Annotated in this window: 21 protein-coding genes; 13 read left to right on the plus strand and 8 right to left on the minus strand. The window is 57.5% G+C overall.

Annotation, left to right across the window (positions count from 1 at the left end; genetic code table 11):
* Positions 1 to 50 precede the first annotated feature (50 nt).
* The 4 genes from ROLI_RS08235 (at position 51) to ROLI_RS08250 (ending at position 5,013) form a co-directional block, all read left to right on the plus strand.
* Positions 51 to 3,017 (plus strand): formate dehydrogenase subunit alpha, encoded by a 2,967-nt coding sequence (locus ROLI_RS08235; protein WP_187428873.1) that lies wholly within the window; start codon positions 51 to 53, stop codon positions 3,015 to 3,017.
* A 15-nt stretch (positions 3,018 to 3,032) separates the two neighbouring features.
* A complete protein-coding gene (gene fdh3B / locus ROLI_RS08240; RefSeq protein WP_187428872.1) occupies positions 3,033 to 3,629 on the plus strand; it encodes a formate dehydrogenase FDH3 subunit beta in 597 nt (198 codons plus the stop codon).
* An 80-nt stretch (positions 3,630 to 3,709) separates the two neighbouring features.
* A complete protein-coding gene (locus ROLI_RS08245; RefSeq protein WP_187428871.1) occupies positions 3,710 to 4,891 on the plus strand; it encodes a formate dehydrogenase subunit gamma in 1,182 nt (393 codons plus the stop codon).
* Positions 4,888 to 5,013 carry a hypothetical protein gene (locus ROLI_RS08250; protein ID WP_262386401.1) on the plus strand — a complete coding sequence of 42 codons (126 nt, stop codon included), beginning with the start codon at positions 4,888 to 4,890 and terminating at the stop codon, positions 5,011 to 5,013. The genes ROLI_RS08245 and ROLI_RS08250 overlap by 4 nt, the downstream gene beginning before the upstream one ends.
* 2 nt (positions 5,014 to 5,015) lie before the next feature.
* Here the strand turns inward: ROLI_RS08250 and ROLI_RS08255 are convergent, their stop codons facing one another.
* Positions 5,016 to 5,672: a GntR family transcriptional regulator gene (locus tag ROLI_RS08255; RefSeq protein WP_187428870.1), complete on the minus strand. Its 657-nt coding sequence runs from the start codon at positions 5,670 to 5,672 to the stop codon at positions 5,016 to 5,018.
* A 132-nt stretch (positions 5,673 to 5,804) separates the two neighbouring features.
* On the opposite strand from ROLI_RS08255, the gene dctP reads away from it, so the two are divergent.
* From dctP to ROLI_RS08275, 4 genes are all read left to right on the plus strand, one after another.
* Positions 5,805 to 6,791 (plus strand): TRAP transporter substrate-binding protein DctP, encoded by a 987-nt coding sequence (dctP, locus tag ROLI_RS08260; protein ID WP_187428869.1) that lies wholly within the window; start codon positions 5,805 to 5,807, stop codon positions 6,789 to 6,791.
* A 61-nt stretch (positions 6,792 to 6,852) separates the two neighbouring features.
* Positions 6,853 to 7,401, plus strand: a complete 549-nt coding sequence (locus ROLI_RS08265; RefSeq protein WP_187428868.1) for a TRAP transporter small permease — start codon at positions 6,853 to 6,855, stop codon at positions 7,399 to 7,401.
* Positions 7,401 to 8,717 carry a TRAP transporter large permease gene (locus tag ROLI_RS08270; RefSeq protein WP_187428867.1) on the plus strand — a complete coding sequence of 439 codons (1,317 nt, stop codon included), beginning with the start codon at positions 7,401 to 7,403 and terminating at the stop codon, positions 8,715 to 8,717. The genes ROLI_RS08265 and ROLI_RS08270 overlap by 1 nt, the downstream gene beginning before the upstream one ends.
* A gap of 56 nt (positions 8,718 to 8,773) precedes the next feature.
* The gene (locus ROLI_RS08275) at positions 8,774 to 10,288 is read left to right on the plus strand and encodes a malonyl-CoA synthase (protein ID WP_187428866.1); all 1,515 of its coding nucleotides are present in this window, start codon (positions 8,774 to 8,776) and stop codon (positions 10,286 to 10,288) included.
* Positions 10,289 to 10,291: 3 nt separating this feature from the next.
* Here ROLI_RS08275 and ROLI_RS08280 read toward each other — a convergent pair whose 3' ends face one another.
* The 7 genes from ROLI_RS08280 to ROLI_RS08310 form a co-directional block, all read right to left on the minus strand.
* Entirely contained in the window at positions 10,292 to 11,251 is a 960-nt protein-coding gene (locus ROLI_RS08280; RefSeq protein WP_187428865.1) for a D-glycerate dehydrogenase, read from the minus strand.
* Positions 11,252 to 11,254: 3 nt separating this feature from the next.
* The gene (locus ROLI_RS08285; protein WP_187428864.1) at positions 11,255 to 11,449 is read right to left on the minus strand and encodes a hypothetical protein; all 195 of its coding nucleotides are present in this window, start codon (positions 11,447 to 11,449) and stop codon (positions 11,255 to 11,257) included.
* A 16-nt stretch (positions 11,450 to 11,465) separates the two neighbouring features.
* Positions 11,466 to 12,806, minus strand: a complete 1,341-nt coding sequence (locus ROLI_RS08290) for an amidase (protein WP_187428863.1) — start codon at positions 12,804 to 12,806, stop codon at positions 11,466 to 11,468.
* On the minus strand, positions 12,803 to 14,170 hold the full coding sequence (locus tag ROLI_RS08295; RefSeq protein ID WP_187428862.1) for a TRAP transporter large permease subunit: 1,368 nt from the start codon (positions 14,168 to 14,170) through the stop codon (positions 12,803 to 12,805). Before ROLI_RS08295 ends, ROLI_RS08290 begins: the two co-directional genes overlap by 4 nt.
* Positions 14,171 to 14,192: 22 nt before the next feature.
* Positions 14,193 to 14,783 (minus strand): TRAP transporter small permease subunit, encoded by a 591-nt coding sequence (locus tag ROLI_RS08300; protein WP_187428861.1) that lies wholly within the window; start codon positions 14,781 to 14,783, stop codon positions 14,193 to 14,195.
* Between the two features lie 113 nt (positions 14,784 to 14,896).
* Positions 14,897 to 15,991 (minus strand): TRAP transporter substrate-binding protein, encoded by a 1,095-nt coding sequence (locus tag ROLI_RS08305; RefSeq protein ID WP_187428860.1) that lies wholly within the window; start codon positions 15,989 to 15,991, stop codon positions 14,897 to 14,899.
* A 302-nt stretch (positions 15,992 to 16,293) separates the two neighbouring features.
* Positions 16,294 to 17,154 (minus strand): IclR family transcriptional regulator, encoded by an 861-nt coding sequence (locus ROLI_RS08310; protein WP_405049002.1) that lies wholly within the window; start codon positions 17,152 to 17,154, stop codon positions 16,294 to 16,296.
* Between the two features lie 207 nt (positions 17,155 to 17,361).
* On the opposite strand from ROLI_RS08310, the gene bhcA reads away from it, so the two are divergent.
* From bhcA to ROLI_RS08335, 5 genes are all read left to right on the plus strand, one after another.
* Complete coding sequence (gene bhcA, locus ROLI_RS08315; RefSeq protein WP_187428858.1) at positions 17,362 to 18,552, plus strand: L-aspartate--glyoxylate aminotransferase BhcA; 1,191 nt, start codon at positions 17,362 to 17,364, stop codon at positions 18,550 to 18,552.
* A gap of 12 nt (positions 18,553 to 18,564) precedes the next feature.
* Entirely contained in the window at positions 18,565 to 19,536 is a 972-nt protein-coding gene (gene bhcB, locus ROLI_RS08320) for a beta-hydroxyaspartate dehydratase BhcB (RefSeq protein ID WP_187428857.1), read from the plus strand.
* 12 nt (positions 19,537 to 19,548) lie between these two features.
* The gene (gene bhcC, locus ROLI_RS08325; protein WP_187428856.1) at positions 19,549 to 20,712 is read left to right on the plus strand and encodes a 3-hydroxy-D-aspartate aldolase BhcC; all 1,164 of its coding nucleotides are present in this window, start codon (positions 19,549 to 19,551) and stop codon (positions 20,710 to 20,712) included.
* 82 nt (positions 20,713 to 20,794) lie between these two features.
* Complete coding sequence (gene bhcD / locus ROLI_RS08330) at positions 20,795 to 21,772, plus strand: iminosuccinate reductase BhcD (protein WP_187428855.1); 978 nt, start codon at positions 20,795 to 20,797, stop codon at positions 21,770 to 21,772.
* A gap of 365 nt (positions 21,773 to 22,137) precedes the next feature.
* A complete protein-coding gene (locus ROLI_RS08335) occupies positions 22,138 to 23,139 on the plus strand; it encodes an ABC transporter substrate-binding protein (RefSeq protein ID WP_187428854.1) in 1,002 nt (333 codons plus the stop codon).
* Positions 23,140 to 23,141: the final 2 nt, after the last annotated feature.

The raw sequence follows: 23,141 nt of genomic DNA on the forward strand, positions 1-23,141 counted from the left end.
GCGCAAGAAAATAACCTAGCCACCTGAATGGGGCAGCAAGGGAGGACTACATGCTAAGGAAAAAGACCAATCGGGTCTCGCATCGCGCAGGACGCACCAACATCCTGTCTGACGTGACACATAAATCAGTCGACCGGCGCGCGTTTTTGCGCGGATCGGGTCTGGCCATTGGCGGCTTGGCCGCGATTTCCGCAACCGGGGGCGCGGTGACGCAGGCCTCAGCCGCAACAGCGGTTAACGGCGCGGTTGAGACCATCAAAACCGTCTGTACCCATTGTTCGGTCGGCTGCACGGTAATCGCGGAAGTCTCCAACGGCGTGTGGACCGGCCAGGAGCCCGGCTGGGACAGCCCGTTCAACCTTGGCGCGCATTGCGCCAAAGGGGCGGCGGTGCGCGAGCACGCCCATGGTGAACGCCGCCTGAAATACCCCATGAAGAAAGAGAACGGCGAATGGGTTCGCATTTCCTGGGAGCAGGCGATCAACGAAATCGGCGATGGCATGAACAAAATCCGCGAAGAGAGCGGACCGGATTCAGTCTATTGGCTGGGATCGGCGAAATCAAACAACGAACAGGCCTATCTGTTCCGTAAATTCGCAGCCTACTGGGGCACGAATAACGTCGATCACCAGGCGCGGATTTGTCACTCCACCACCGTGGCCGGTGTGGCGAACACATGGGGCTACGGTGCCATGACCAACAGCTATAATGACATCCACAATTCCAAAGCGATGTTCCTGATCGGCGGCAATCCCGCAGAGGCGCACCCTGTTTCACTGCTGCACATGCTGAAAGCCAAGGAGCAGAATAACGCGCCGTTTATCGTGTGTGATCCGCGCTTTACCCGCACGGCGGCCCATGCGGATGAATACGTGCGCTTCCGTCCCGGCACGGATGTGGCGCTTGTCTGGGGTATCCTGTGGCACATCTTCGAGAACAGCTGGGAGGATAAGGAGTTCATCCGCACCCGTGTCTGGGGGATGGATCAGATCAAGACCGAAGTCGCCAAATGGAACCCCGAAGAGGTTGAGCGCGTCACCGGTGCACCCGGCAGCCAGCTCAAGCGGGTTGCGCGCACGCTGGCCAACAACCGTCCCGGCACCGTGATCTGGTGCATGGGCGGTACGCAGCACACCAATGGTAACAATAATACGCGTGCGTATTGTGTGCTGCAACTTGCGCTTGGCAACATGGGTACGGCGGGGGGTGGCACCAATATTTTCCGCGGCCATGACAACGTGCAGGGGGCCACAGACCTTGGCGTTCTGGCGGATACATTGCCAGGGTATTATGGCCTGTCCGAGGGATCATGGGCGCATTGGGCGCGGGTCTGGGAAGAAGATCTGGATTACCTCAAAGGCCGGTTCTCGGATGCGTCCTTTGATGGCAAATCGATGATGAACCTGACCGGTATTCCGGTCAGCCGCTGGATTGACGGGGTTCTTGAAGACAAAGAGAACATCGACCAGCCCGACAATACCCGAGCGATGGTTCTTTGGGGCCACGCACCAAACTCCCAAACCCGTCAGAAAGAGATGAAGACGGCGATGGAGAAGCTGGACATGTTGGTGGTGGTTGATCCATTCCCGACGGTCACGGCGGTGCTTCAGGACCGCGAGGATGGCGTTTACCTGCTGCCCTGCTCGACACAATTCGAGACGCGCGGTTCCGTGACGGCCTCCAACCGGTCGCTGCAATGGCGCGACAAGGTGGTTGATCCGCTGTTTGAATCCAAACCGGATCATGTGATCATCTCGCTCTTGGCCGAAAAATTCGGTTTCCACGACAAGATCTTCCGCAATATCGCCATGGATGGTGAAGAGCCGAATGTTGAGGACATCACCCGAGAATTCAACCGCGGCATGTGGACCATCGGTTACACCGGTCAAAGCCCTGAGCGTTTGAAAATGCACATGGCGAACCAGCATACGTTTGATCGCACCAGCTTGCGGGCGATCGGGGGACCGGCAGATGGTGATTTCTACGGTCTGCCATGGCCAAGCTGGGGGACGCCCGAGATGAACCATCCGGGCACGGCGAACCTCTATGATATGTCGATGCCTGTCGCGGAAGGTGGTTTGTCCTTCCGGGCGCGTTTCGGTGTGGAGCGGGATGGGGACAACCTGCTGGCTGAGGGCGTGTCCAACCCCGGCGCGGAAATTCAGGACGGATACCCTGAGTTCACCATGCAGATGCTGGTCGATCTGGGATGGGACAAGGATCTGACTTCTTACGAACGGCGCATGATCGAATGGGTATCGGGTTTCTCCGACGTACGTCCCGGTGCCGAGGAAGTCGGTGAAACGTCACAACAAGGCGAATTACCTTCCGATTACGTGTCCAAAGTGGGCGGTGTAAACTGGAAAACCGACCTGTCGGGCGGTATTCAGCGGGTTGCGATCAAGCATGGCTGCTCACCCTTTGGCAACGCCAAGGCGCGCGCGGTTGTGTGGACCTTCCCCGATCCGGTGCCGGTGCACCGCGAGCCGCTCTATACCAACCGCCGTGATCTCGTGGCCGATTATCCGACCTATGAGGACAAGAAGTTCTGGCGCCTGCCAACCATGTATAAGTCGATCCAGGATCAGGATTTCTCGCAGGACTATCCGATCATCCTGACCTCCGGGCGTTTGGTTGAATACGAGGGTGGGGGCGATGAGACACGCTCCAACCCTTGGCTGGCGGAGCTCCAGCAGGACATGTTTGTCGAAGTGAACACCCGCGACGCCAATAACCTTGGTATTCGGGATGGCGAGCAGGTTTGGGTCGAAGGGCCTGAGGGCGGCAAGGTCAAGGTTATGGCCATGGTCACCGAGCGCGTCGAAAGCGGTGTGGCCTTCATGCCATTCCACTTCGGCGGCCATATGGAAGGCGTTGATCTGAGGGATAAATATCCCGATGGCGCGGACCCCTATGTTCTTGGTGAATCCACCAACACCGCACAGACCTACGGCTATGATTCAGTGACCCAGATGCAAGAGACAAAAGCCACTCTTTGCAAAATCTGGGCAGCATAAGGGAGGACATGAAAAATGGCCGCTAGAGCAAAATTTCTCGTCGACGCTGAACGCTGCATCGAATGCAACGCCTGCGTTACAGCCTGTAAAAATGAGCATGAAGTGCCATGGGGCATCAACCGCCGCAAGGTCGTCACCATCAATGACGGCTCACCGGGCGAGCGGTCGATTTCCGTGGCGTGCATGCATTGTTCGGACGCGCCTTGCATGGCCGTCTGTCCGGTGGATTGCTTCTATCAGAACGAAGAAGGCGTCGTTCTGCACTCCAAGGACCTCTGCATCGGGTGTGGGTATTGCTTTTACGCATGCCCCTTTGGTGCGCCGCAATTCCCGCAAGCGGGCAATTTCGGATCGCGCGGCAAGATGGACAAATGTACCTTCTGCCAGGGTGGACCGGAAGAAAACCACTCCACCGCTGAATTCGCCAAATATGGCCGCAACCGCATCGCAGAGGGCAAATTGCCGATCTGTGCGGAAATGTGCGCGACCAAGGCGTTGCTGGCCGGGGATGGTGACATCGTTGCCAATATCTACCGCGAGCGCGTGGTGGCGCGTGGCTTTGGGTCCGGTGCCTGGGGCTGGGGAACAGCTTACGATCAGAAGGGCGGCTAAGCCCGCTTGAACGACATGTTAATCTGCGGGGCGGCTCTACGGGGTCGCCTCGCACCGTCTTAGCCAGGTTGGATATGCCCATGCTCCGTCTTCTTTGTTTCTTGGTGTTTACGCTGACCTTGTCGGTCTCTGTCCACGCCCAGGAAAACGCGCCCACCGACCGCAGCGCCACCGGCGGTGCGCAGACACTCGAAGACATCATGAAGCGTCAGCAGGGTCTGAAACTGGACAACAGCTTTCGCAGCGACGTGACCGGCAGTCCCGATCGCGCCGCGCCCACAACCGATCAACTGGGAACACTTGGCGGTGCATCCGATCCCGATCTATGGCGCGCCTATCGCTTTAATTCCGCCGACATCACAACACAGGTGCGCGGTCATGCAGCGGAGGTGTTGATCCAGGACGGTGGCATGCGCTGGCTTATCTTTCGTGAAGGGCCGCTGCTCACTTACGGGTCCTGGCTGATGGGGGGCATGACGCTTTTATTGGTGCTGTTCTATCTGATCCGGGGCCGTATCAAGATCGATGGCGAAAAGACCGGGCGCACCATCCTGCGCTTCAAATCCGCCGAACGCTTTGCGCATTGGCTACTGGCGGGGTCCTTCATCCTGCTTGGGATCACCGGGCTGATCTCGCTGGCGGGGCGCAAAATCATCATCCCGGCCTTCGGACACGAGGCCTTTTCCATTATCGCGATTGGTTCCAAATGGGTCCATAACAATGTGTCCTGGGCGTTCATCCTTGCGCTGGTTCTGATCTTTGTCTTCTGGGTTGTGCACAATCTGCCGGATCGCACGGATATCAACTGGATCATCAAGGGCGGGGGCATCTTCGGCGGCGGCCACCCGCCGGCCAAGAAGTTCAACGCCGGACAGAAACTCATCTTTTGGTCGGTGATCATCTTGGGCGGTTCGATTGCGGTGTCGGGTGTTTCGCTGCTCTTTCCCTTCGAGTTGCCGATGTTCGCCGCGACCTTTGAAACCCTTAATGCCTTGGGTTTACCGCAGCTTGTCGGTCTGGGGGAATTGAACACCAATCTCGCGCCGCATGAGGAAATGCAATACGCTCAGCTTTGGCACGCCATCGTCAGCTTTGTGCTGATGGTCATCGTCATTGCGCATATCTATATCGGGTCGGTCGGTATGGAAGGGGCTTATGACGCGATGGGCAAGGGCGAGGTCGAATTGCAATGGGCGCGTGAACACCACAGCATCTGGACCGCCGAAGTCGAAGAAAAAGAAAAAAAGGCGGGCTCGACATGAGAGAGATATTGCTCGCCGGTCTGGCCATGATCGTGATTTCCGTTGCCGCCAGCTTCGGCCTCAAGGAGATCGGGTTTTCTTCGGCGGATCAAAACACCGGGCAGGCGGTCCGGCTGGATTGAGCCTACTGCGCGGCCGTTCTGAGTTCCACCATAAGGTGTCGGAACTTGTCCCCCTGGATACCAACGTGATCGCGCAGCGCAGTTGCCGCGCGCATTTCATCCGCTGATTTAAGTGCGGCGACGATCTCTTCGTGTTCGCGCATGGATTGTGCCATACGTCCGCGCAGCCGCAGTTGCAAACGACGGAACGGTTTGAGCCTGCGATGCAGCCGCAGGGCTTGTCCGGCGAGGTAGCTATTGCCCGATTGGGCATAGATCATATGGTGAAACCTCTCGTTCTCCCGGTAATAGGCGTCGGTGTCATTCTCGGCAATCGCCGCGCGGCACAGCGCATTGGCGCAGTCCAATTCTGCCAGTGCCTCCTCTGAAATCCGCAAGGCTGCGAGCCGCCCGCAGACCCCTTCGATCTCCGCCATGGTCTCAAACATCTCCATCAATTCGACGGGACCGGGCTGGCGCACGAAAACGCCGCGCCGGGGGAGTTGTTCGGCAATCCCCGATGCCACCAGCCGCTGCAGCGCTTCACGGATCGGGGTGCGCGAGACGCCAAATTGTTTCGCCAGCCGGATTTCATCAAGCCGGTCCCCATCGTTGAACTGCCCGGTAAAGACCAGTTCTTCCAAAGCGTCGGCAATCCGGTCGGCGTGCTTGAGTTCCATCAGGTAAATATAGGATTGGTTTGCGCACGCAACAATGGTGTTCTTGTATACAAAAATATTGACTCTGGATGCGAGGCGCTAAATGCTGGCGCATAAGCTGGGCACCGAAGGTCAGCGATCTGGGAGGATAATATGAAAACCAAACTGCTTTGTGCAGCCTTTGCGGCTGCTATTGCCACTTTTACCGTATCCGCGCAGGCGACGGAACTGCGTCTGTCGCATCAATGGTCCAATAAGGACGTGCGCCATCATGTCGCTCAAATCATAGCGGATGAGGTTGCGGCGGCTGATGTGGATCTTGAGATCAAGATTTTCGGCTCCAAATCGCTGTTCAAGCCGCGCGAGCAATATAAACCGCTCAGCCGGGGACAGCTGGACATGACCGTGCTGCCGCTCAGCTACGCCGGGGGCCAGCAGCCCGCGTTTAATTTGACGCTGATGCCGGGCCTCGTGAAAAACCACGACCACGCCGCGCGTCTGAGCGATAGCCCCTTTATGGAAGCCCTTGAGGCCAAGATGGCGGAGGATGACGTCATGGTGTTGGTACACGGCTATCTGGCGGGCGGATTTGTGGGCAAGGATAAATGCATCACCAAGCCCGAAGATGTGGTCGGCCAGCAGACCCGTGCGGCGGGCAAGGCCTTTGAGCAGATGCTCGCAGGGGCAGGGGCCTCGATTGCTTCCATGGCCTCTTCCGAGATCTATAACGCCATGCAAACCGGCGTTCTGACGGCGGCCAACACATCGTCATCCTCATTCGTGTCTTATCGCATCTATGAACAGGTGGCCTGTTATACGCCAGCCTCGGACGTCGCTCTGTGGTTCATGTATCAGCCGGTTTTGATGAATAAATCCACGTTCGAGGGGCTGACACAAGCCCAGCAGACGGCCTTGCGCGACGCTTCTGCAAAGGCCGAAGCATTTTATCTCGAAGAGGCCAAGAAGCAGGACGCCGCATCGGTAAAGGTGTTCCAGAACGCAGGTGTCGAAATCGCCCAGATGAGTGCCGAGGATTTTGAAGCCTGGCGCGCGATTGCGACCGAAACCTCCTATAAGGCCTTCGTCGAAGAAGTTCCCGATGGGCAGGCGCTGCTTGATATGGCCTTTGCAGTCGAGTGACCCAAAAGGGGCGGTGTTGATTCACCGCCCTTTTTTACCCCCCCTCATCAGGATCGACATCATGGCCGGCTCACATACTGCGACCAATAATGCGGTCGGGGACCACCCGTTTCTGCGCGCGGTCGCGGCTCTTTCAACGGTTGCGGGCTGGTGTTCGGCGGCGATGATCGTGGCCGCGGTCGCGATCACATGTCAGATGATTTTTGTGCGCTTCGTGCTCAACGGCTCGACCGTCTGGCAGACGGAAATGGTGATCTATCTGGTGATTGGTGCGACGCTTGTGGGCTTGCCTTACGTGCAACGCCTGCGCGGTCATGTGAACGTCGATCTGATCCCGCTGGCCTTGCCTGCGCCCGCCCGCAAGGGGCTCGCCGTGCTGACGTTGTCGCTCTCCATCGCCATTATCGCGGTGATGCTGTGGTACGGGTTTGACTACTGGCACTTCGCCTGGGATCGCGGCTGGAAATCGGACACGGTCTGGGGCGTGCGGTTGTGGATTCCCTATCTGGCGCTGCCTGTCGGTTTTGGTCTTCTGCTCTTGCAGCTTATCGCGGATCTGGTGGGGGTGTTGACCGGCACCGAGGCCCCGTTTGGTTTGGAGAACGACTGATGGACCCGCTCCTCCTCGGCGCTCTGGTCGCCATTTCCACCATCATCGTGCTTTTCTCCGGCGTCTCCGTGGCGATGGGTCTGCTGATTGTCTCAGCCGGGTTCCTGATCATTTTTGATGGCATGCGCAGCCTGGAGCTGATGCCCGAAATCCTCTTTGGCAAACTCGATAACTTCGCCCTTCTGTCGATCCCGATGTTCATTATCATGGGCTCCTCCATCGCCTCGACGCGCGCAGGCGCAGACCTCTATGAGGCGCTCGAACGTTGGCTCACCCGCGTCCCCGGCGGCCTTGTCATTTCGAACCTCGGGGCCTGTGCGCTGTTCGCGGCGATGTCCGGATCAAGCCCCGCCACCTGTGCAGCCATCGGCAAAATGGGCATCCCCGAAATGCGCAAACGGGGCTATCCTGACGGGGTGGCGGCGGGCTCCATCGCGGCGGGTGGCACGCTGGGCATCCTGATCCCGCCCTCCGTCACCATGATTGTCTATGGCATCGCCACCGAAACCTCGATTGGCCGCCTGTTCCTTGCCGGAGTCATTCCGGGTCTGCTGCTGGTGGCGCTTTTCATGGCATGGTCGCTCTATTCCACCTGGAAATCCGGGGATGCGGGCCTGCTCACGGCGGGCAATTACACATGGCGCGAGAAATTCGAAATTCTGCCCCGCGTGCTGCCTTTCATCGGCATCATCATCGGCGTGCTTTATGCGATGTATGGCGGTATCGCGACGCCTTCGGAAACGGCGGCGGTGGGCGCGCTCCTCTGCCTGATCATCGCCATGGTGATCTATAGGCTCTGGCAACCCTCCGCCCTTTGGGTCGTGCTGCGCGACAGCACCAAGGAAAGCGTGATGATCCTCTTCATTATCGCCGCCGCCGGCGTGTTTTCCTATATGCTCTCCAGCCTCTTCATTACGCAATCCATCGCCGAATGGATCGGTACGCTCGATGTCAACCGCTGGGTCCTGATGGGGACGGTCAATGTCTTCCTGCTGATCGCAGGTTTCTTCCTGCCGCCAGTTGCGGTGATCCTGATGGCAGCCCCCATCCTGTTGCCCATTATCACCACCGCCGGGTTCGACCCGATCTGGTTTGCCGTCATCCTCACCATCAACATGGAAATTGGCCTGATCAGCCCGCCGGTGGGCCTCAACCTCTATGTGATCAACGGGATCGCGCCGGATATCTCGCTCAAGACCATCCTCATGGGGTCGCTGCCCTTTGTGGCCTGTATGGTCATCGCGATCATCCTGCTGTGCCTGTTTCCGGGGCTCGCCACCTGGTTGCCCGATGCGGTCATGGGGCCATCCTTTTGATGGCATCTCGGGAAACAAGCGCGCATTGAAAATGACACCGCACTAAGGATTAAACGATGGCAAATCCGCTTTTTGATACGCTCTTTGGACATCATGTCGGGCAGGATACGGTTTTCTTGCAAATGCCGGACGGGTCGACCCTGACCCACTCGGCGTTTCTCGACATGGTGGGCCGCTTTGCCAACGCCTTTGCCGATATGGGGTTGAAGCCGGGAGATCGCCTCGCACTTCAGGCGAAAAAATCTCCGCAATCTCTCGCGGTTTACGCGGCGGCGGTGCAATCGGGAATCATTTTCTTGCCGTTAAACACGGGATACACGGCGGCGGAAGTTTCCTATTTCGTGGAAAACAGCGGCGCGCGCCTGTTGATCTGTGATCCCGTCAACGCGGGTGGGTTGCAAGCTGCGGCTGATTCCGTAGGGGCCGCGCTCCAGACGCTGGGCGCGGATGGTACGGGATCATTGCCGGATCGCGCGAGCCGGTTGAGCGGACAATTTGAGACCGCATCCCGCAGGGCGGATGATCTCGCTGCATTCCTCTATACCTCGGGCACCACCGGCCGTTCCAAAGGCGCGATGTTGACGCAGACCAACCTTCTGTCCAACGCGCAGACGCTGGTGGAGGCATGGCGCTTCACCCGGAACGATGTGCTGCTGCATGCTTTGCCGATCTTTCACACGCATGGGCTGTTTGTGGCCACGAACATACAGCTGCTGACCGGCGGCTCGATGATTTTCTTGCCAAAATTTGATGTGGAGACGGTGATCGACGTCCTGCCTCGGGCAACGTCGATGATGGGCGTCCCAACTTTCTATACCCGGCTGATGGATGATCCGCGTTTCACGCAGGACCTTGTGTCGCATATGCGCCTGTTTATCTCGGGCAGCGCGCCGCTTCTGGCCGAAACACATGTGCAATTTGAAACCCGCACCGGCCACCGCATTCTTGAACGCTACGGCATGACGGAAACCAATATGAACACCTCCAACCCCTATGACGGGGTGCGCAGGGCAGGGACGGTCGGCTTTCCATTGCCGGGTGTCGAATTGAAAATCACCGATCCTGCCACGGGTGCCACTCTGCCGGACGGTGATATCGGCCAGATCGAAGTGCGCGGCGACAATGTGTTCAAAGGCTATTGGCAGATGCCCGAAAAGACACGGGAAGAGCTGCGCGAGGATGGGTTTTTCATCACCGGGGACCTCGGTTTGATCGACGATCAGGGATATGTGCAGATCGTCGGGCGCAACAAGGATCTGATTATTTCGGGCGGGTATAACATTTACCCTAAGGAAATCGAGGCGTTGCTTGATGATCAGCCGGGCGTGTTGGAAAGCGCTGTGATCGGTGTGCCGCATCCTGATTTTGGCGAAACCGTGGTTGGTTTCCTGGTGCCACAAAAAGATCAGCAACCCGATGTGAAGCAGATCGAAAGTGCCGCATGCACTCAATTGGCGCGGTTCAAACATCCGCGTAAATTAATTATTCTGACCGAACTTCCCCGCAATACGATGGGGAAGGTGCAAAAGAATGTTCTGCGCGATGACTATGGCGGGCTCTTCAGTGCTTGAGCGTCAGAGCGTGTCTTTCGGCGTCTCACCGGTGAAAAAAGCATCGAGATTATCCAAGGCCCGGAACCCCATCGCGTCGCGGGTGCGGGTAGTGGCCGATCCGATATGAGGCAGCATGAAGATGTTGTCATGCGCGGCGAAAGCGGGGTTTCCGCCGGGCTCGACCTGAAAACAATCCAGACCTGCGGCGGCCAATTGACCGGTTTTCAAAGCCGCAAGCAGCGCGCTTTCATCCACCAGCGCGCCGCGCGCAGAGTTCACCATGACAGCGCCATGGGGCAGCAGCGCGAAACGTTCGGCGTTCATCAGATTGGTGGTCTCGGGCGTTGCGGGGCAGTGGAGCGAGAGGAAATCGGCGACACCGAGCAGGCTTTCAACCGTGTCGTGATAGATCGCACCCTTGGCCTGCGCTGTGGGCAGTTCAGAGCGATTGTAGTAATGGATTTCCATATCAAAACCCCGCGCCTTGGCCGCAAAGGCACGACCGACGCGCCCCATGCCGATGATCCCCAGACGCGCGCCCGTCACCTGCTTGCCGACCATAAAGGAGGGTGACCAGAAGTCCCACTTGCCCTCACGCACGATACGGTCGCCCGCCACCGCATGGCGCGCCGCGCCCAACATCAGCAGCATGGCCAGTTCGCCCGTCGCATCCGAGAGCACATCCGGCGTGTTCGTCACAGTGATCCCGCGCGCCTTGAGTGCGGGCAGGTCGCAATGATCCACACCGACGGAATGATTGGCGATGATCTTGAGACGCGGGTCCAGTTGAGCGGCAACATCCGCGCTGAAGTGTTCGGAGTGGCAGGGGATGATCGCATCGAACTCTGCACTCGCGGCAATGATATCCTGCGCGCTGCCCGGTGTGTCATCATGGTTAACGACCGTGTCATAATCGCGCGCCGCACGTTCCAGCGTGGCGTCAGACAGGCGGCGTGTGATCCAGAGGCGTGGCTTGCTCATGGGTTATTTCTTTCGGATGCATTCGTCCCAGTAATCGTAGATCGCCATGGCGCAGACGATGATCACGATCACCATGAAGGGGAAGCCGCCCCAGAACCCGGCAAACCCGGTGGAAATGCTGTGCGAGAGTTCGCCGACGAAGATCACCAGCAAAGCGGTGCCGATGAGCCCCACGATCACTTTGACGATATATGACATCTTGATGTCCTTTGCTTCAGGCGGCCGCAGCCGCGATGTGGTTTTGCAGCCAGCGCGCGGTGCGCAACAGGCGGTCGTCTTTTTGCGCGGGGCCAATCAATTGCACGCCGATGGGCAGGCCGGTTTCCCCGACCAGCAGGGGCAGGGTCACACAAGGCAAACCCGCCAGCGTCCAGAGCGTGCAGAAGATCGGATCGCCTGTGCCTGCGCCGAAACGGGGTGCTTCGCCCGCCGCAGCGGGGGCGATGATGGCGTCATAGTCGGTGAAAAAGTCGTCAAAAAACACCTCTGCCGAGGCTTTGACGGCCAGCGCATCCTCGTATTCGGTTTTGCTGATCTGGCGCGCGCGGGTGATAATCGGCTTTAACGTGTCGCTGATCTGATCCCAGTAGGTGTCAAAAACCTCCGCCTGATGCTGCGCGATTTCATATTCGTGGATGCGGGCCTGCACGGCGACGAGGTTGGAGAGCTGATCCGCAGGCTCCATACGCGTCACGCGCGGCCCCATGATCTCCATCACACCGTCCAGGCCCTCGCGGGCGGCCTCGGACAAACGATCATTGAAGGGCAGATCAAACCAGATGAAGTCGGGGTCGACGGGTGCGTTCTGCGCCGTGCCCTTCGCCATGGCGGGGCGCGCATTGGCGAAACTCTCCGGATCGCGTTGATCATATGCGGCGATCACATCCGCAAGCAGCGCGGCGTCTTCCAACGTGCGCGCGAAAGTCCCGATCTGATCCAGCGAGACGGAGGTTTGCAACACGCCTGTGCGCGGTATCATCCCGCGTGTTGGCTTGAAGCCAAAAGTGCCACAGAAAGACGCGGGGCGGATCACCGACCCGTTGGTTTGCGTGCCGATGGCCAGCGGTACATGGCCAGCAGCCACGGCGGCAGCGGACCCACTGGAAGACCCGCCCGGCGAATGATCGGGGTTATGCGGGTTGCGCGTTTCATTGGCATGCACAAAGGCCAGTTCCGTAGTCACGGTCTTGCCCATGATCACCGCGCCCGCTTCGCGCAGCATCTCGACGATACGTGCGTCATCCTCGCTTTGGCGGTGCTTGAAGATGGGCGTGCCGCGCTCAGTTGGCATATCGCGCGTATCGATGATGTCCTTGAGCGCGACGGGAATGCCATGCAGCGGACCGGTGGCCAGACCCTTTTGGCGCAGCGCATCACAGGATGCGGCCTGGGCCAATGCGGCCTCAGCGTCCAGATGCGCCCAAGCGTGGACCGCCCCGTCCGTCTCAGAGATATGGCTCAGGCAGGATTGCACAAGCTGCGCGGATTTGAGCTGGCCGGAGGCGATGTAGCGCGCCGCCTCCGTGGCCGAGAGTGTATGTGGTTTGAGCTTCACGGGATGTAGACACCGAAGAGATAATCAGGGAACCACAGGGCGATGCCGGGGAATTGATACATCAGCACCATCGTGAAGATCACGATGCCAAGGTAGGGCATGATCCCGCGGAAGATTTCCATCAGTTCAATCTGATTTTTCAGCACCCCTTTGAGATAATAGGCCGACATGGCCATAGGCGGGGTCAGGAAAGAGGTTTGCAGGTTCAGCGCCACCAGCATCGCAAAGAAATAGGGGTTCACCCCAAAGACTTCGAGCAGCGGCAGGAAGATCGGCACGAAGATGATAAGGATTTCCGACCACTCCAAAGGCCAGCCTAACAGGAAGATGATGACCTGCGCCAGAACGAGGAACTCCCAGGGTTCCAGATCCATGCCGCCGACCCATTGGGCGATGATGTCATGCCCGCCGAGATAGGAGAAAACACTCGCAAAGGTCCATGAGCCGACGAAGAGCCAGCAGACCATCGCCGTGGCCTTGGCCGTCAGGAAAACGCTTTCCTTGAGCTTGGTCCAGGACATGGACCGGTAGAGGACAGCCAGCACCATGCCCCCCAAGGCTCCCATGGCCGCAGCTTCGGCGGGGGTGGCGAGGCCGCCCAAAATGGAGCCCAGCACCAGCGCGATGAGCACTGTCAGAGGCACGAAGCTGACCAGCAGGTTCAGGTAGATTTCGCGTGGTGGGGGTACGTCGTCGGATGTTGGTTTCGGGGCGAGTGCGGGATTGAAATACACCCGCACGATCACATAAACGATGTAGAGGCCCGCGAGTATGAGCCCTGGGAAGACCGCCGCTGCATAGAGCCGCAGCGGCGACAAATCTCCGATGGCCGAGTACACGATCAGCATGATCGAGGGCGGGATAAGTATGCCCAGCGTACCGCCTGCGCAGATCACGCCAGCCGCGAAGCTCTTGTTATAATTGGCGTTTGCCATGGCGGGGAAGGCCAACAGGCCCATCAGCGTGACAACCGCGCCCACAATCCCAGAGGCCGTCGAGAAAACCGCGCAGGTCAGCAGCGCGGCGATGGCGAGCGAGCCTGGCAGATTGCGCGCGGCCTGATAGAGCGAGAAAAACAGCTTGTCCACGATGTTGGCGCGTTCCACCACATAGCCCATGAACAGGAACAGTGGAATGGCGACCAGCGTCGGGTTTTCCATCACCGAATAGGTATTCTGGTTCAGCAAATAGAAGATGTTATTGTCGAAAATATCGCTGAACTGCTCGATCGGATGACCCTGGTGGTAGGCGTAATAGCCAAAGGCCACGCCCATCGCGAGCAGCGTAAAAGCAATCGGGAAACCCAGCAAAACCAGCAGGATGAACAGGCCCAGCATCAACAGGGCGACTTCGGGATTTGTCATTTTGTTATCTTTCTACGCGCTGCTATTTCTTGGCAGGGTGGATGGCTTGAATTTCAGCGATATCGAGCTCTGAGAGCAAGTCTTCCGTCTCCTTGACGTCGACCAAACGTTCGGGCCACTTGCCTGTCCGCATGGCCATCACACAGCGCACCAATTCGGCGACACCCTGTATCATCAGCAACACGCCTGCGACGGGGATCAGGGATTTGAAGAAATAAATCTGGATGCTGGCGGGGCTGTTGAAGCTCACTTCTTTCCAACGCCAGCTGTCGGAGGCGATTTCATAGCCGAACCAGGCAAGCGCCGTGATGCCGGGAAAGAAAAACAGGAAATAGAGCACGAAATCGAGGCCAGCCTGCACCTTGACCGGAAACAGCCGGTAAACGACGTCTGCGCGCACATGTGTATCCTGTGCCAGCGCATAGGCCCCGCACATCAAAAACAGCGCGCCATACATCTGGATCATCATGTCAAAGGCCCAAACGGTGGGCGCATTCAGCACGTAGCGCACGAAGACCTCATAGGACACCGACAGCGTCAGGATCAGGATGCACCACCCAAAAGCGCGACCGACCCAGAGGCTCAATCCTTCAATGGCGTGAACGAATTTCATGGTTTTTGCTTCCCCTGTCGTGGCGGTTCGGGTGTCTGCAGGGACACCGAAACGGCAAAAAAGAGGCCGGGCATCCCAAGGGGACGCCCGAACTCATTTGGTCGCTTAGCGGATCACCCGAAGTAGTGGTTATAGGCCAGCTTGTAGTCAGGCTGGTTCAGGTTCAGATAGTTCATCACATCCTTGGCATAGGCCTTTTGCGATTCCATTACCTTGGCAAAGAACGGGTCGTCCTCTGCAATCCGGTTTGCAACCTTATCCCAGGCCGCCAGCTGTGCCGCCATCACCGAATCCGGTGTGCGGTAGACGTTCACGCCATCCGATTCCTGAAGTTTGATCAGATCGTCGGAATAGCGCTTGGTGTTGTTCCAGTAGAACCCGGAATTTTCCGCCATGGACGCGTTCTTGATGATCGCCTTGTGCTCGTCGGAAAGCGCTTCGAACTTATCCTTGTTGATGGTGACCTCAAAGCACTCCTGGCTCTGGTGGAATGATGCAAGGTGGTAGTGCTTGGAAACGTCCTGCATCCCGAAATCACGATCAGACGTGGGGTTGTTGAATTCCGCCGCATCGATCAGGCCGGATTTCATCGCGGGCTGGATTTCACCACCCGGAAGCTGCACCACGGACATGCCCATTTCGAGCAGAACATCCGCGGCCAAACCAACTGTACGGTATTTCAACCCGTTCATTTGCGATGCGTCGGTGATTTCCTGCTGGAACCACCCCAGAGGCTGTGCAGGCATTGGCGAGTTGAAGAAGGATACGACGTTCAGGCGCAATTCGCCCATCAACTCGTCAAATAATTCCTGTCCGCCGCCCGCATAGACCCAGCCCAGCATTTCCTGGCTCGACCAGCCAAAGCAGGGGCCTGTGCCAAAAAGCGACGCTGCTTTGGATTTACCGTACCAATAGGCCGACACGTAATGCGCGGCATCCAGAACGCCGCGATGAACCGCATCCTGCATCTGGCTGGTTTTGACCACCGCATCGACCGAAAGCACTTCGATGGTCAGTGAGCCGCCGGACATTTCATTGACGCGCGCCGCGAAGGACTGAGCGTTTTCAAGGAAAATACCACCGCCCCAGGCCGCTTGCATCTTCAGCGTGGTGCCGCTGTCTTGCGCAATGGCGGGGGTGGCGAGGGCAGCTGCACCGGCAACGGCGGAACCGCGCAGGAATTTTCTGCGGTTAAGATTGTCTGTCATATTTCCTCCCAAGGAATGGGCGCATTGGCCCGGATCTGTGTTGAACGCGTGGCGCGTTCTTCTAAGCAAAAATTCGAAAAACCAGGCGTTTTATCCTGGCGCGCCGCTTCAACAGTCTTCTCCCGATCATATTGTGCAACAGCCTTTTCGAACCTGCGTAGGTGAAGATAACCTGTGATACCGCGCTGGCAAGAAAAAACGGTCACAAAACAAAATGTTAGTACAACCTAAAAGCGAAACTTGCTGGCTTTCCGTGAACGTTGGTTTTTGGTCTCCTTTAGTTGTGATTACAGTGTCAGATGTTACTGCGCCTGGTGCAAGTTCGTATTTGCTAAGGCGTTACCGGTGTCGCTGTGCGGCGCCCGCCCGCCGATCAGCGTTGTGATTTCCAGCGCGGCCTGCGCGACGGTCGCCCCGAGGGCAGGGACCCGCAGTGCGTCAAAACGCGTGCTGGGCCCGGAAATCGACACGCCGGCCACTGGATCGGTATGCTCATCATATATGACCGCGCCGATGCAGGACATACCATCATGGCGTTCTTCGCAATCAAAAGACCACCCGCGGGCCCGGGTCACGTCGAGATCGGCAAAAAGCGCATCCGGTGTGACCAGCGTATTCTGTGTGAAGCGCGTCAGGCCTGTGGCCATCAGTAATTTTCGCACCCGGTCGTGTTGCAACGCGGAGAGAATGGCCTTGCCGGTGCCGGAGGCGTGCATGGATGTGCGTGTGCCGCGCGCAAAGAACGCGCGAATCGGATTCTGGGTTTCGACCTGACCGACAAAGACAACCTCGCTACCGTCTGCGATCGCGAGGTTCGCAGTTTCGCCGGTCAGCTCCATCAAATGCCGCATGACCGGACGGCTGACCGCGCTCAACCCCGTCCGGTTCATGAACGATATTCCCGTGCGATAGGCTTCAATACCGATCACCCAATCCTGCCGCGCGTCATCAAAGGAGACAAAGTCGTGTTTCTGCAGGGTTGTAAGAATACGATGTGTGGTGGCGGTCGGCACGCCGAGAGACAACGAAAGATCAGTTAAGGTGGCGCGGTCTGAACGCGAGACGGCCTTGAGAATGCCAAGTGCGCGGTCAAGCGATTGTAATGTCCCGGCGGAACTTTCACGAAACTGAGATTTGGGCCGTCCGCGCTGTCGCTTTTCCATCTGTGACATCCATCCGAAAATTTTCAATTTCTTATTTCATATTTGAAAAATAAATTCAATTATATTAATAAATTCGTTTTTGAAAAATATAAAGCCGTTTAAAAACAAATGGTAATGTAATAAAATCAAAAAATGAAAAATAATTTCGAGAAAATTGATTTAGGTGCGAAATGAGGTAGAAGGATGTAAGCCTCAAAGGAGTTCGACATGTCAGACCAAAACCCGCTGTTTATCCCAGGACCAACCAATATTCCTGATCGGTTGCGCGCTGCAATGAATGTACAGACGCGTGACCATCGGGCCCCGGACTTCGTGGAGACCTTTGCACCTGTGCTAGCAGACACCAAAAAAGTGTTCGCGACAACGGAAGGGACAGTGATCACTTTTCCGGCCAGTGGCACCGGCGGGTGGGAAGCCGCAGTTTGCAACACACTCAGTCCGGGGGACAAGGTTCTGGTTGCGCGCTATGGCATGTTCAGCCACCGATGGATCGATCTGTGCCAGCGTCACGGTCTGGATGTTCAGATCATCGAATGTGACTGGGGCTCCGGTGCACCGGCTGATAAATTCGAGGCCGCCCTGAGTGCGGATAAAACGCGCGAGATCAAAGCCGTTCTGGTCACGCATAATGAAACGGCAACGGGCGTGAAATCGGATATTGCTGCGGTGCGCGCGGCGATGAATGCCGCGAGCCATCCCGCGATGCTTTTTGTGGATTGTGTCAGCTCGCTCGCCTCGATGGAGTTCCAGATGGACGCCTGGGGTGTCGATATTGCGGTTTCAGGGTCGCAAAAGGGCTTCATGCTGGCCACGGGGATGGCGATTCTCGGTGTGAGCCCGAAGGCGCTGGAAGCGATGAAGACCGCAAAGCTCCACCGGACGTTCTTTGATTTTCGGGATATGTTGGCGACCAATGCGTCGGGTGGTTTTCCCTACACGCCGCCGCTACAACTGATCTACGGTATGCGCGAAAGCCTCAAGATGTTGTTTGAGGAAGGGTTGGAAAATGTCTATGCGCGTCACTTCCGCTTGGCGGAAGGGGTGCGCCGGGCGGTGGACGCCTGGGGACTGAGCCTTGTGGCGCAAAGCCCGGACCTTTATTCCGACACGGTCAGCGCGGTCTATGTGCCCGAGGGGTTTGACAGCAACGCTTTGACCGAGCAGGCCTTCAACGCTTACGGCGTGTCCTTTGGCATCGGCCTGGGCGAAATGAATGGCAAGGCGTTTCGGATTGGTCATCTGGGGAGCCTCACGGATGTGATGGTGCTGTCGGGACTGGCGACGATCGAAATGGCGATGGCCGATCTCGATTATCCGATCGAGCTGGGCAGTGGGGTGGCTGCGGCGCAGGAATATCTGCGAAAGCATCGCGCCGCCTTGATCAAGACTGCAGCCTGAGGAGCGCATAAGATGTTAGATATAATCACGGGATCTGATCTGACCATCGAACATGTGCGCGCAGCACATGAGCGGATCAAACCTTATATCCACGAAACACCGATCCTGACATCGTCCTATTTCAACGATCTCACTGGGGCCGAGCTGTTCTTCAAATGCGAAAACTTCCAAAAAGCCGGTGCGTTCAAGGTGCGCGGTGCGTCCAATGCGGTCTTTGGCCTGAGCGATGCGGTGGCAGAGAAGGGCGTGGCAACGCATTCCTCTGGCAATCACGCGCTGTCGCTCAGCTATGCCGCAGGACGGCGGGGCATCCCGTGCCATGTTGTGATGCCACGGACAGCGCCGGAGGCCAAGAAAGCGGCGGTGCGCGGCTATGGCGGGATCATCACGGAATGCGACCCTTCAACGACCAGCCGCGAAGCTGTTTTTGCAGAGGTACAGGCGTCAACGGGCGCGGAATTCGTGCATCCCTACAATGATCCGCGCGTGATTGCGGGGCAAGCGACCTGCTCGCTTGAAATGCTGAGCCAGATCGACAACATGGACGCCGTGATCGCGCCCATCGGCGGCGGGGGGATGATCTCCGGCACTTGCCTGACGCTCTCCAATCTTGCACCGAAAATGGAAATCTATGCGGCGGAACCGGATCAGGCGGATGATGCGGCGCGCTCGTTCCGCGCGGGGCATATTATTGCGGATGATGCGCCAAATACGATTGCGGATGGGTTGAAAGTGCCACTCAAAGAGAACACTTGGCATTTTGTATCACATTTCGTAACCGACGTTTTGACCGCTTCAGAACAGGAAATCATCGATGCGATGAAACTGACTTGGGAGCGGATGAAGATCGTGATGGAACCAAGCTGCGCCGTACCGATGGCCGCCATTCTGCGCAACCCGGAGGTGTTCCGGGGCAAGCGCGTGGGGGTGGTCATCACAGGTGGCAATGTGGATTTGGATAAACTGCCCTGGACCTTGGGCTAAGGAGGACGCGACATGAACAAGCAAGTGAATTTCGAAGACTACGAAGTCGGCTATGACATCCCCGCTGCGATCGGCATGGACGCCGCGCAAATCCAGACGCCAAGCCTGGTGCTCGATCTGGACGCGCTCGAGCGTAACATCAAGAAGATGGGCGATTTCGCCAAAAGCCACGGGATGCGTCACCGCGTGCATGGCAAGATGCATAAATCCGTTGATGTGGCGCTCTTGCAGGAGAAACTGGGCGGCAGCTGTGGTGTCTGTTGCCAGAAGGTGTCAGAGGCTGAGGTTTTTGCACGCGGCGGCATCAAGGACGTGCTGGTCTCCAACCAGGTGCGCCAGCCCGAAAAGATCGACCGTCTGGCGCGGATGCCCAAGCTGGGCGCGCGCACGATCTGTTGCGTGGATGATCTCGAAAATATTGCCGACCTTTCCGAGGCGGCGACGCGGCATGGGACCCAAATCGAATGCCTCGTGGAAATCGACTGTGGCGCGGGGCGTTGTGGCGTGACGACGACACCAGCCGTGGTGGAAATCGCCAAAGCAATCGACGCCGCAGAGGGTCTGAAATTCGCAGGATTGCAAGCCTACCAGGGCGCGATGCAGCACATGGACAGCTACGAGGACCGCAAGGGTAAAACCCAGATCGCCATCGACATGGTGCGCGACGCGGTGGATGCGCTTAAGGCCGAAGGTCTGGAGTGTGACATCGTCGGCGGGGGCGGCACGGGTTCCTATTACTTTGAGAGTGGTTCGGGCGTGTTCAACGAATTGCAATGCGGATCCTATGCTTTCATGGATGCCGATTATGGCCGTATCCTCGATGAAAACGGCAACCGGATTGATCAGGGTGAATGGGAAAACGCGCTGTTTATCCTCACCTCGGTGATGAGCCATGCCAAGGCGGATAAAGCCATCGTTGACGCGGGTCTCAAGGCGCAGTCTGTGGACTCTGGCCTGCCGGTAATCTTTGGGCGCACCGACGTGGAATACGTCAAATGTTCAGACGAGCATGGTGTGGTCGCCGATCCCGATGGTGTGTTGAAGGTGAATGACAAGCTCAAGCTGGTGCCCGGCCACTGCGATCCGACCTGCAACGTGCATGATTGGTACGTCGGTGTGCGAAACGGCAAGGTAGAAACGCTGTGGCCGGTTTCGGCACGCGGCAAAGCATTTTAAGCCATCCAATCGACAGAATACTGCGCGTCCGGACTCTCCGGGCGCGTCCATATGTAAAAGACAAAAAGACAGGAACTCCCAAATGTCCGAAGGATTGTTGATCGTAGGCGAAGAGGTCTGCGCGCAGGTGGTGAACAGCAAGGACGCCTTTGATGCCGTCGAGGCCGTGTTTGGTGCCATGGCCAGGGGAGATGCATATAATTTTCCGGTGATCCGCGAAGCCATCGGATACGCCGACGCGCTTTACGGGTTCAAATCCGGGTTCGACAAGGCGGGCAAAACGCTGGGTGTGAAATCGGGCGGATATTGGCCCGGCAACATGGCCAAGGGGCTGACAAACCACCAATCCACGATTTTCCTGTTTGATCCCGATACGGGCATGTTGCAGGCGCTGGTGGGGGGCAATTATTTGACGGCGGTGCGTACCGCGGCCTCCTCATCCGTTTCCATCGCGCATCTGGCGCGCAAGGACGCAAAGGTTTTGGGCATGGTGGGGGCCGGGCATCAATCCACCTTTCAATTGCGCGCCGCCGCAGAACAGCGTGATTTCGAGAAGGTCGTGGCGTGGAACCCGCACCCCGAGATGTTGCCGAAGCTGGGCGCGGTGGCCAAAGAGTTGGGTCTGGATTTTGAGGCGGTGACACAGGAAGAGCTGGGTGCGCAGGCAGATGTGATCATCACCATCACCTCCGCCTTTGAGCCGCTGATGATGAAAGATTGGATCAAGCCGGGCACGCATATCGCCTGCATGGGGACCGACACAAAAGGCAAGCAGGAGGTCGATCCCGCGATCCTTGCCAGTGCGCGCGTTTTTGCTGATGAAATCGCGCAATCCATTACCATCGGCGAGGCGCAACATGCGATTGCGGCCGGTCAGATCGCAGAGGCGGATATTACCCCCATCGGTGCGGTTATCAACGGCGATCACGCTGGACGCAGCAGCGCTGATGAAATCACCCTGTTTGATGGGACCGGTGTTGGCCTCCAGGATCTGGCTGTGGCTTCCGTCGCCGCGCATCAGGCCGAAAAACAAGGCAAGGCCACCCGCGTCGCTCTTTGACAGACGCACGCCTGACGTTTTGACCCGAGCCCGTCCGCAGATATTTGGGCGGGCTTTTTGGTGGGACGCATCAGGGCGTCGCGGTCCCCTTGGGATGCGCCCTACTTGCCTTATCGGAACGGCCCGCTTGTGATTTCGATGTTGTAGAAATGGATCAAAACCGCCGGGTTGATAGGTTTCTGAAGCCCCCTTTTTCCGGTGCCGTTGAACGCGGATTCCGACCCGCCTAAATTATTAACAAAACGATGGATTTCGCGTAGAGTTTGAGCAATTGTCTGAGTGTAAGAGTTTTTTTTGGTGCCGCAGGCTTCCCCTAAAAGCGCCTACTTCAGACGGTAAATACAAATCCAAAACCGGAGGTTGGTATGATCCTTTCAAAAATTCCCTACGCGCTGTGCGCTCTCGGTCTGAGTGCTACTGTCAGCTTGGCGGAGGGTGAATTGACCCCCACCGTTTTTGGCACCAACTGGTTGGCGCAGGCCGAACATGGCGGGTTTTATCAATCGGTTGCCGATGGCACCTATGCGGCATGCGGTCTGGATGTCGAGATCATCTCGGGCGGTCCACAGGTTAACAACCGCGCTTTGATGCTCGCCGGAAAAATTGATTTCCACATGGGCGGTGACATGCTTCAGGCCTTTAATGCGGTCAAGGAAGGCATCCCGGTTGTCTCGGTCGCGGCGATCTTTCAAAAACACCCGCAGGTCATTCTGGCCCATCCCGGGCAAGCAGAAAGCTGGGAAGATCTGAAAGACCTGACCTTGCTGATCGGCGACAACGGGTTCAGTTCCTATTACCAATGGATGATCGCGGAGCATGGTTTCACAGTAGAGCAACGCTTGCCCTACACGTTCAACCCCGCGCCCTTTATCGCGGATAAAGAAAAGGGAATGCAGGGGTATTTGAGTTCGGAACCCTATGCTGTCCTGAAAGAGGCCGGGTTTGAGCCAAATGTGTTTCTGATCGCGGATGCGGGCTATTCATCCTATGCGACCACGATCGAAACCATGGCGGCAACGATCGAAAACGCCCCCGAGAAGGTCGCGTGTTTTGTCGATGGATCGCTCACTGGGTGGTATAATTACCTCTACGGTGACGGCGCTGCGGCGGATGAGCTCATTCTGGCGGCCAACCCCGATATATCGCAGGATAAACTCGATTTCGCCAAAAAGATGCTGCTGGAACAGGGTATTGTGGACAGTGGAACCGCCCTTGAAACCGGGATCGGATCGATGACAGATGAGGTCATTGGCGATTTTTACGGTAAAATGGTCGCGGCGGGCGTGCTTGAAGACGGGCTTGACTGGAAGGCGGCCTATACGCTGGATTTCACCAACAAGTCTGTTGGCAAAGAGATCAAACCCTAATT

It is taken from the genome of Roseobacter fucihabitans, assembly GCF_014337925.2.
In the GTDB taxonomy this organism is placed as follows: Bacteria; Pseudomonadota; Alphaproteobacteria; order Rhodobacterales; family Rhodobacteraceae; genus Roseobacter; species Roseobacter fucihabitans.

Coding starts and splice junctions, on each gene's coding strand:
- ROLI_RS08235 (WP_187428873.1), top strand. CDS start 51: ATGCTAAGGAAAAAGACCAATCGGGTCTCGCATCGCGCAGGACGCACC.
- fdh3B (WP_187428872.1), top strand. CDS start 3,033: ATGGCCGCTAGAGCAAAATTTCTCGTCGACGCTGAACGCTGCATCGAA.
- ROLI_RS08245 (WP_187428871.1), top strand. CDS start 3,710: ATGCTCCGTCTTCTTTGTTTCTTGGTGTTTACGCTGACCTTGTCGGTC.
- ROLI_RS08250 (WP_262386401.1), top strand. CDS start 4,888: ATGAGAGAGATATTGCTCGCCGGTCTGGCCATGATCGTGATTTCCGTT.
- ROLI_RS08255 (WP_187428870.1), bottom strand. CDS start 5,672: ATGGAACTCAAGCACGCCGACCGGATTGCCGACGCTTTGGAAGAACTG.
- dctP (WP_187428869.1), top strand. CDS start 5,805: ATGAAAACCAAACTGCTTTGTGCAGCCTTTGCGGCTGCTATTGCCACT.
- ROLI_RS08265 (WP_187428868.1), top strand. CDS start 6,853: ATGGCCGGCTCACATACTGCGACCAATAATGCGGTCGGGGACCACCCG.
- ROLI_RS08270 (WP_187428867.1), top strand. CDS start 7,401: ATGGACCCGCTCCTCCTCGGCGCTCTGGTCGCCATTTCCACCATCATC.
- ROLI_RS08275 (WP_187428866.1), top strand. CDS start 8,774: ATGGCAAATCCGCTTTTTGATACGCTCTTTGGACATCATGTCGGGCAG.
- ROLI_RS08280 (WP_187428865.1), bottom strand. CDS start 11,251: ATGAGCAAGCCACGCCTCTGGATCACACGCCGCCTGTCTGACGCCACG.
- ROLI_RS08285 (WP_187428864.1), bottom strand. CDS start 11,449: ATGTCATATATCGTCAAAGTGATCGTGGGGCTCATCGGCACCGCTTTG.
- ROLI_RS08295 (WP_187428862.1), bottom strand. CDS start 14,170: ATGACAAATCCCGAAGTCGCCCTGTTGATGCTGGGCCTGTTCATCCTG.
- ROLI_RS08300 (WP_187428861.1), bottom strand. CDS start 14,783: ATGAAATTCGTTCACGCCATTGAAGGATTGAGCCTCTGGGTCGGTCGC.
- ROLI_RS08305 (WP_187428860.1), bottom strand. CDS start 15,991: ATGACAGACAATCTTAACCGCAGAAAATTCCTGCGCGGTTCCGCCGTT.
- ROLI_RS08310 (WP_405049002.1), bottom strand. CDS start 17,154: ATGGAAAAGCGACAGCGCGGACGGCCCAAATCTCAGTTTCGTGAAAGT.
- bhcA (WP_187428858.1), top strand. CDS start 17,362: ATGTCAGACCAAAACCCGCTGTTTATCCCAGGACCAACCAATATTCCT.
- bhcB (WP_187428857.1), top strand. CDS start 18,565: ATGTTAGATATAATCACGGGATCTGATCTGACCATCGAACATGTGCGC.
- bhcC (WP_187428856.1), top strand. CDS start 19,549: ATGAACAAGCAAGTGAATTTCGAAGACTACGAAGTCGGCTATGACATC.
- bhcD (WP_187428855.1), top strand. CDS start 20,795: ATGTCCGAAGGATTGTTGATCGTAGGCGAAGAGGTCTGCGCGCAGGTG.
- ROLI_RS08335 (WP_187428854.1), top strand. CDS start 22,138: ATGATCCTTTCAAAAATTCCCTACGCGCTGTGCGCTCTCGGTCTGAGT.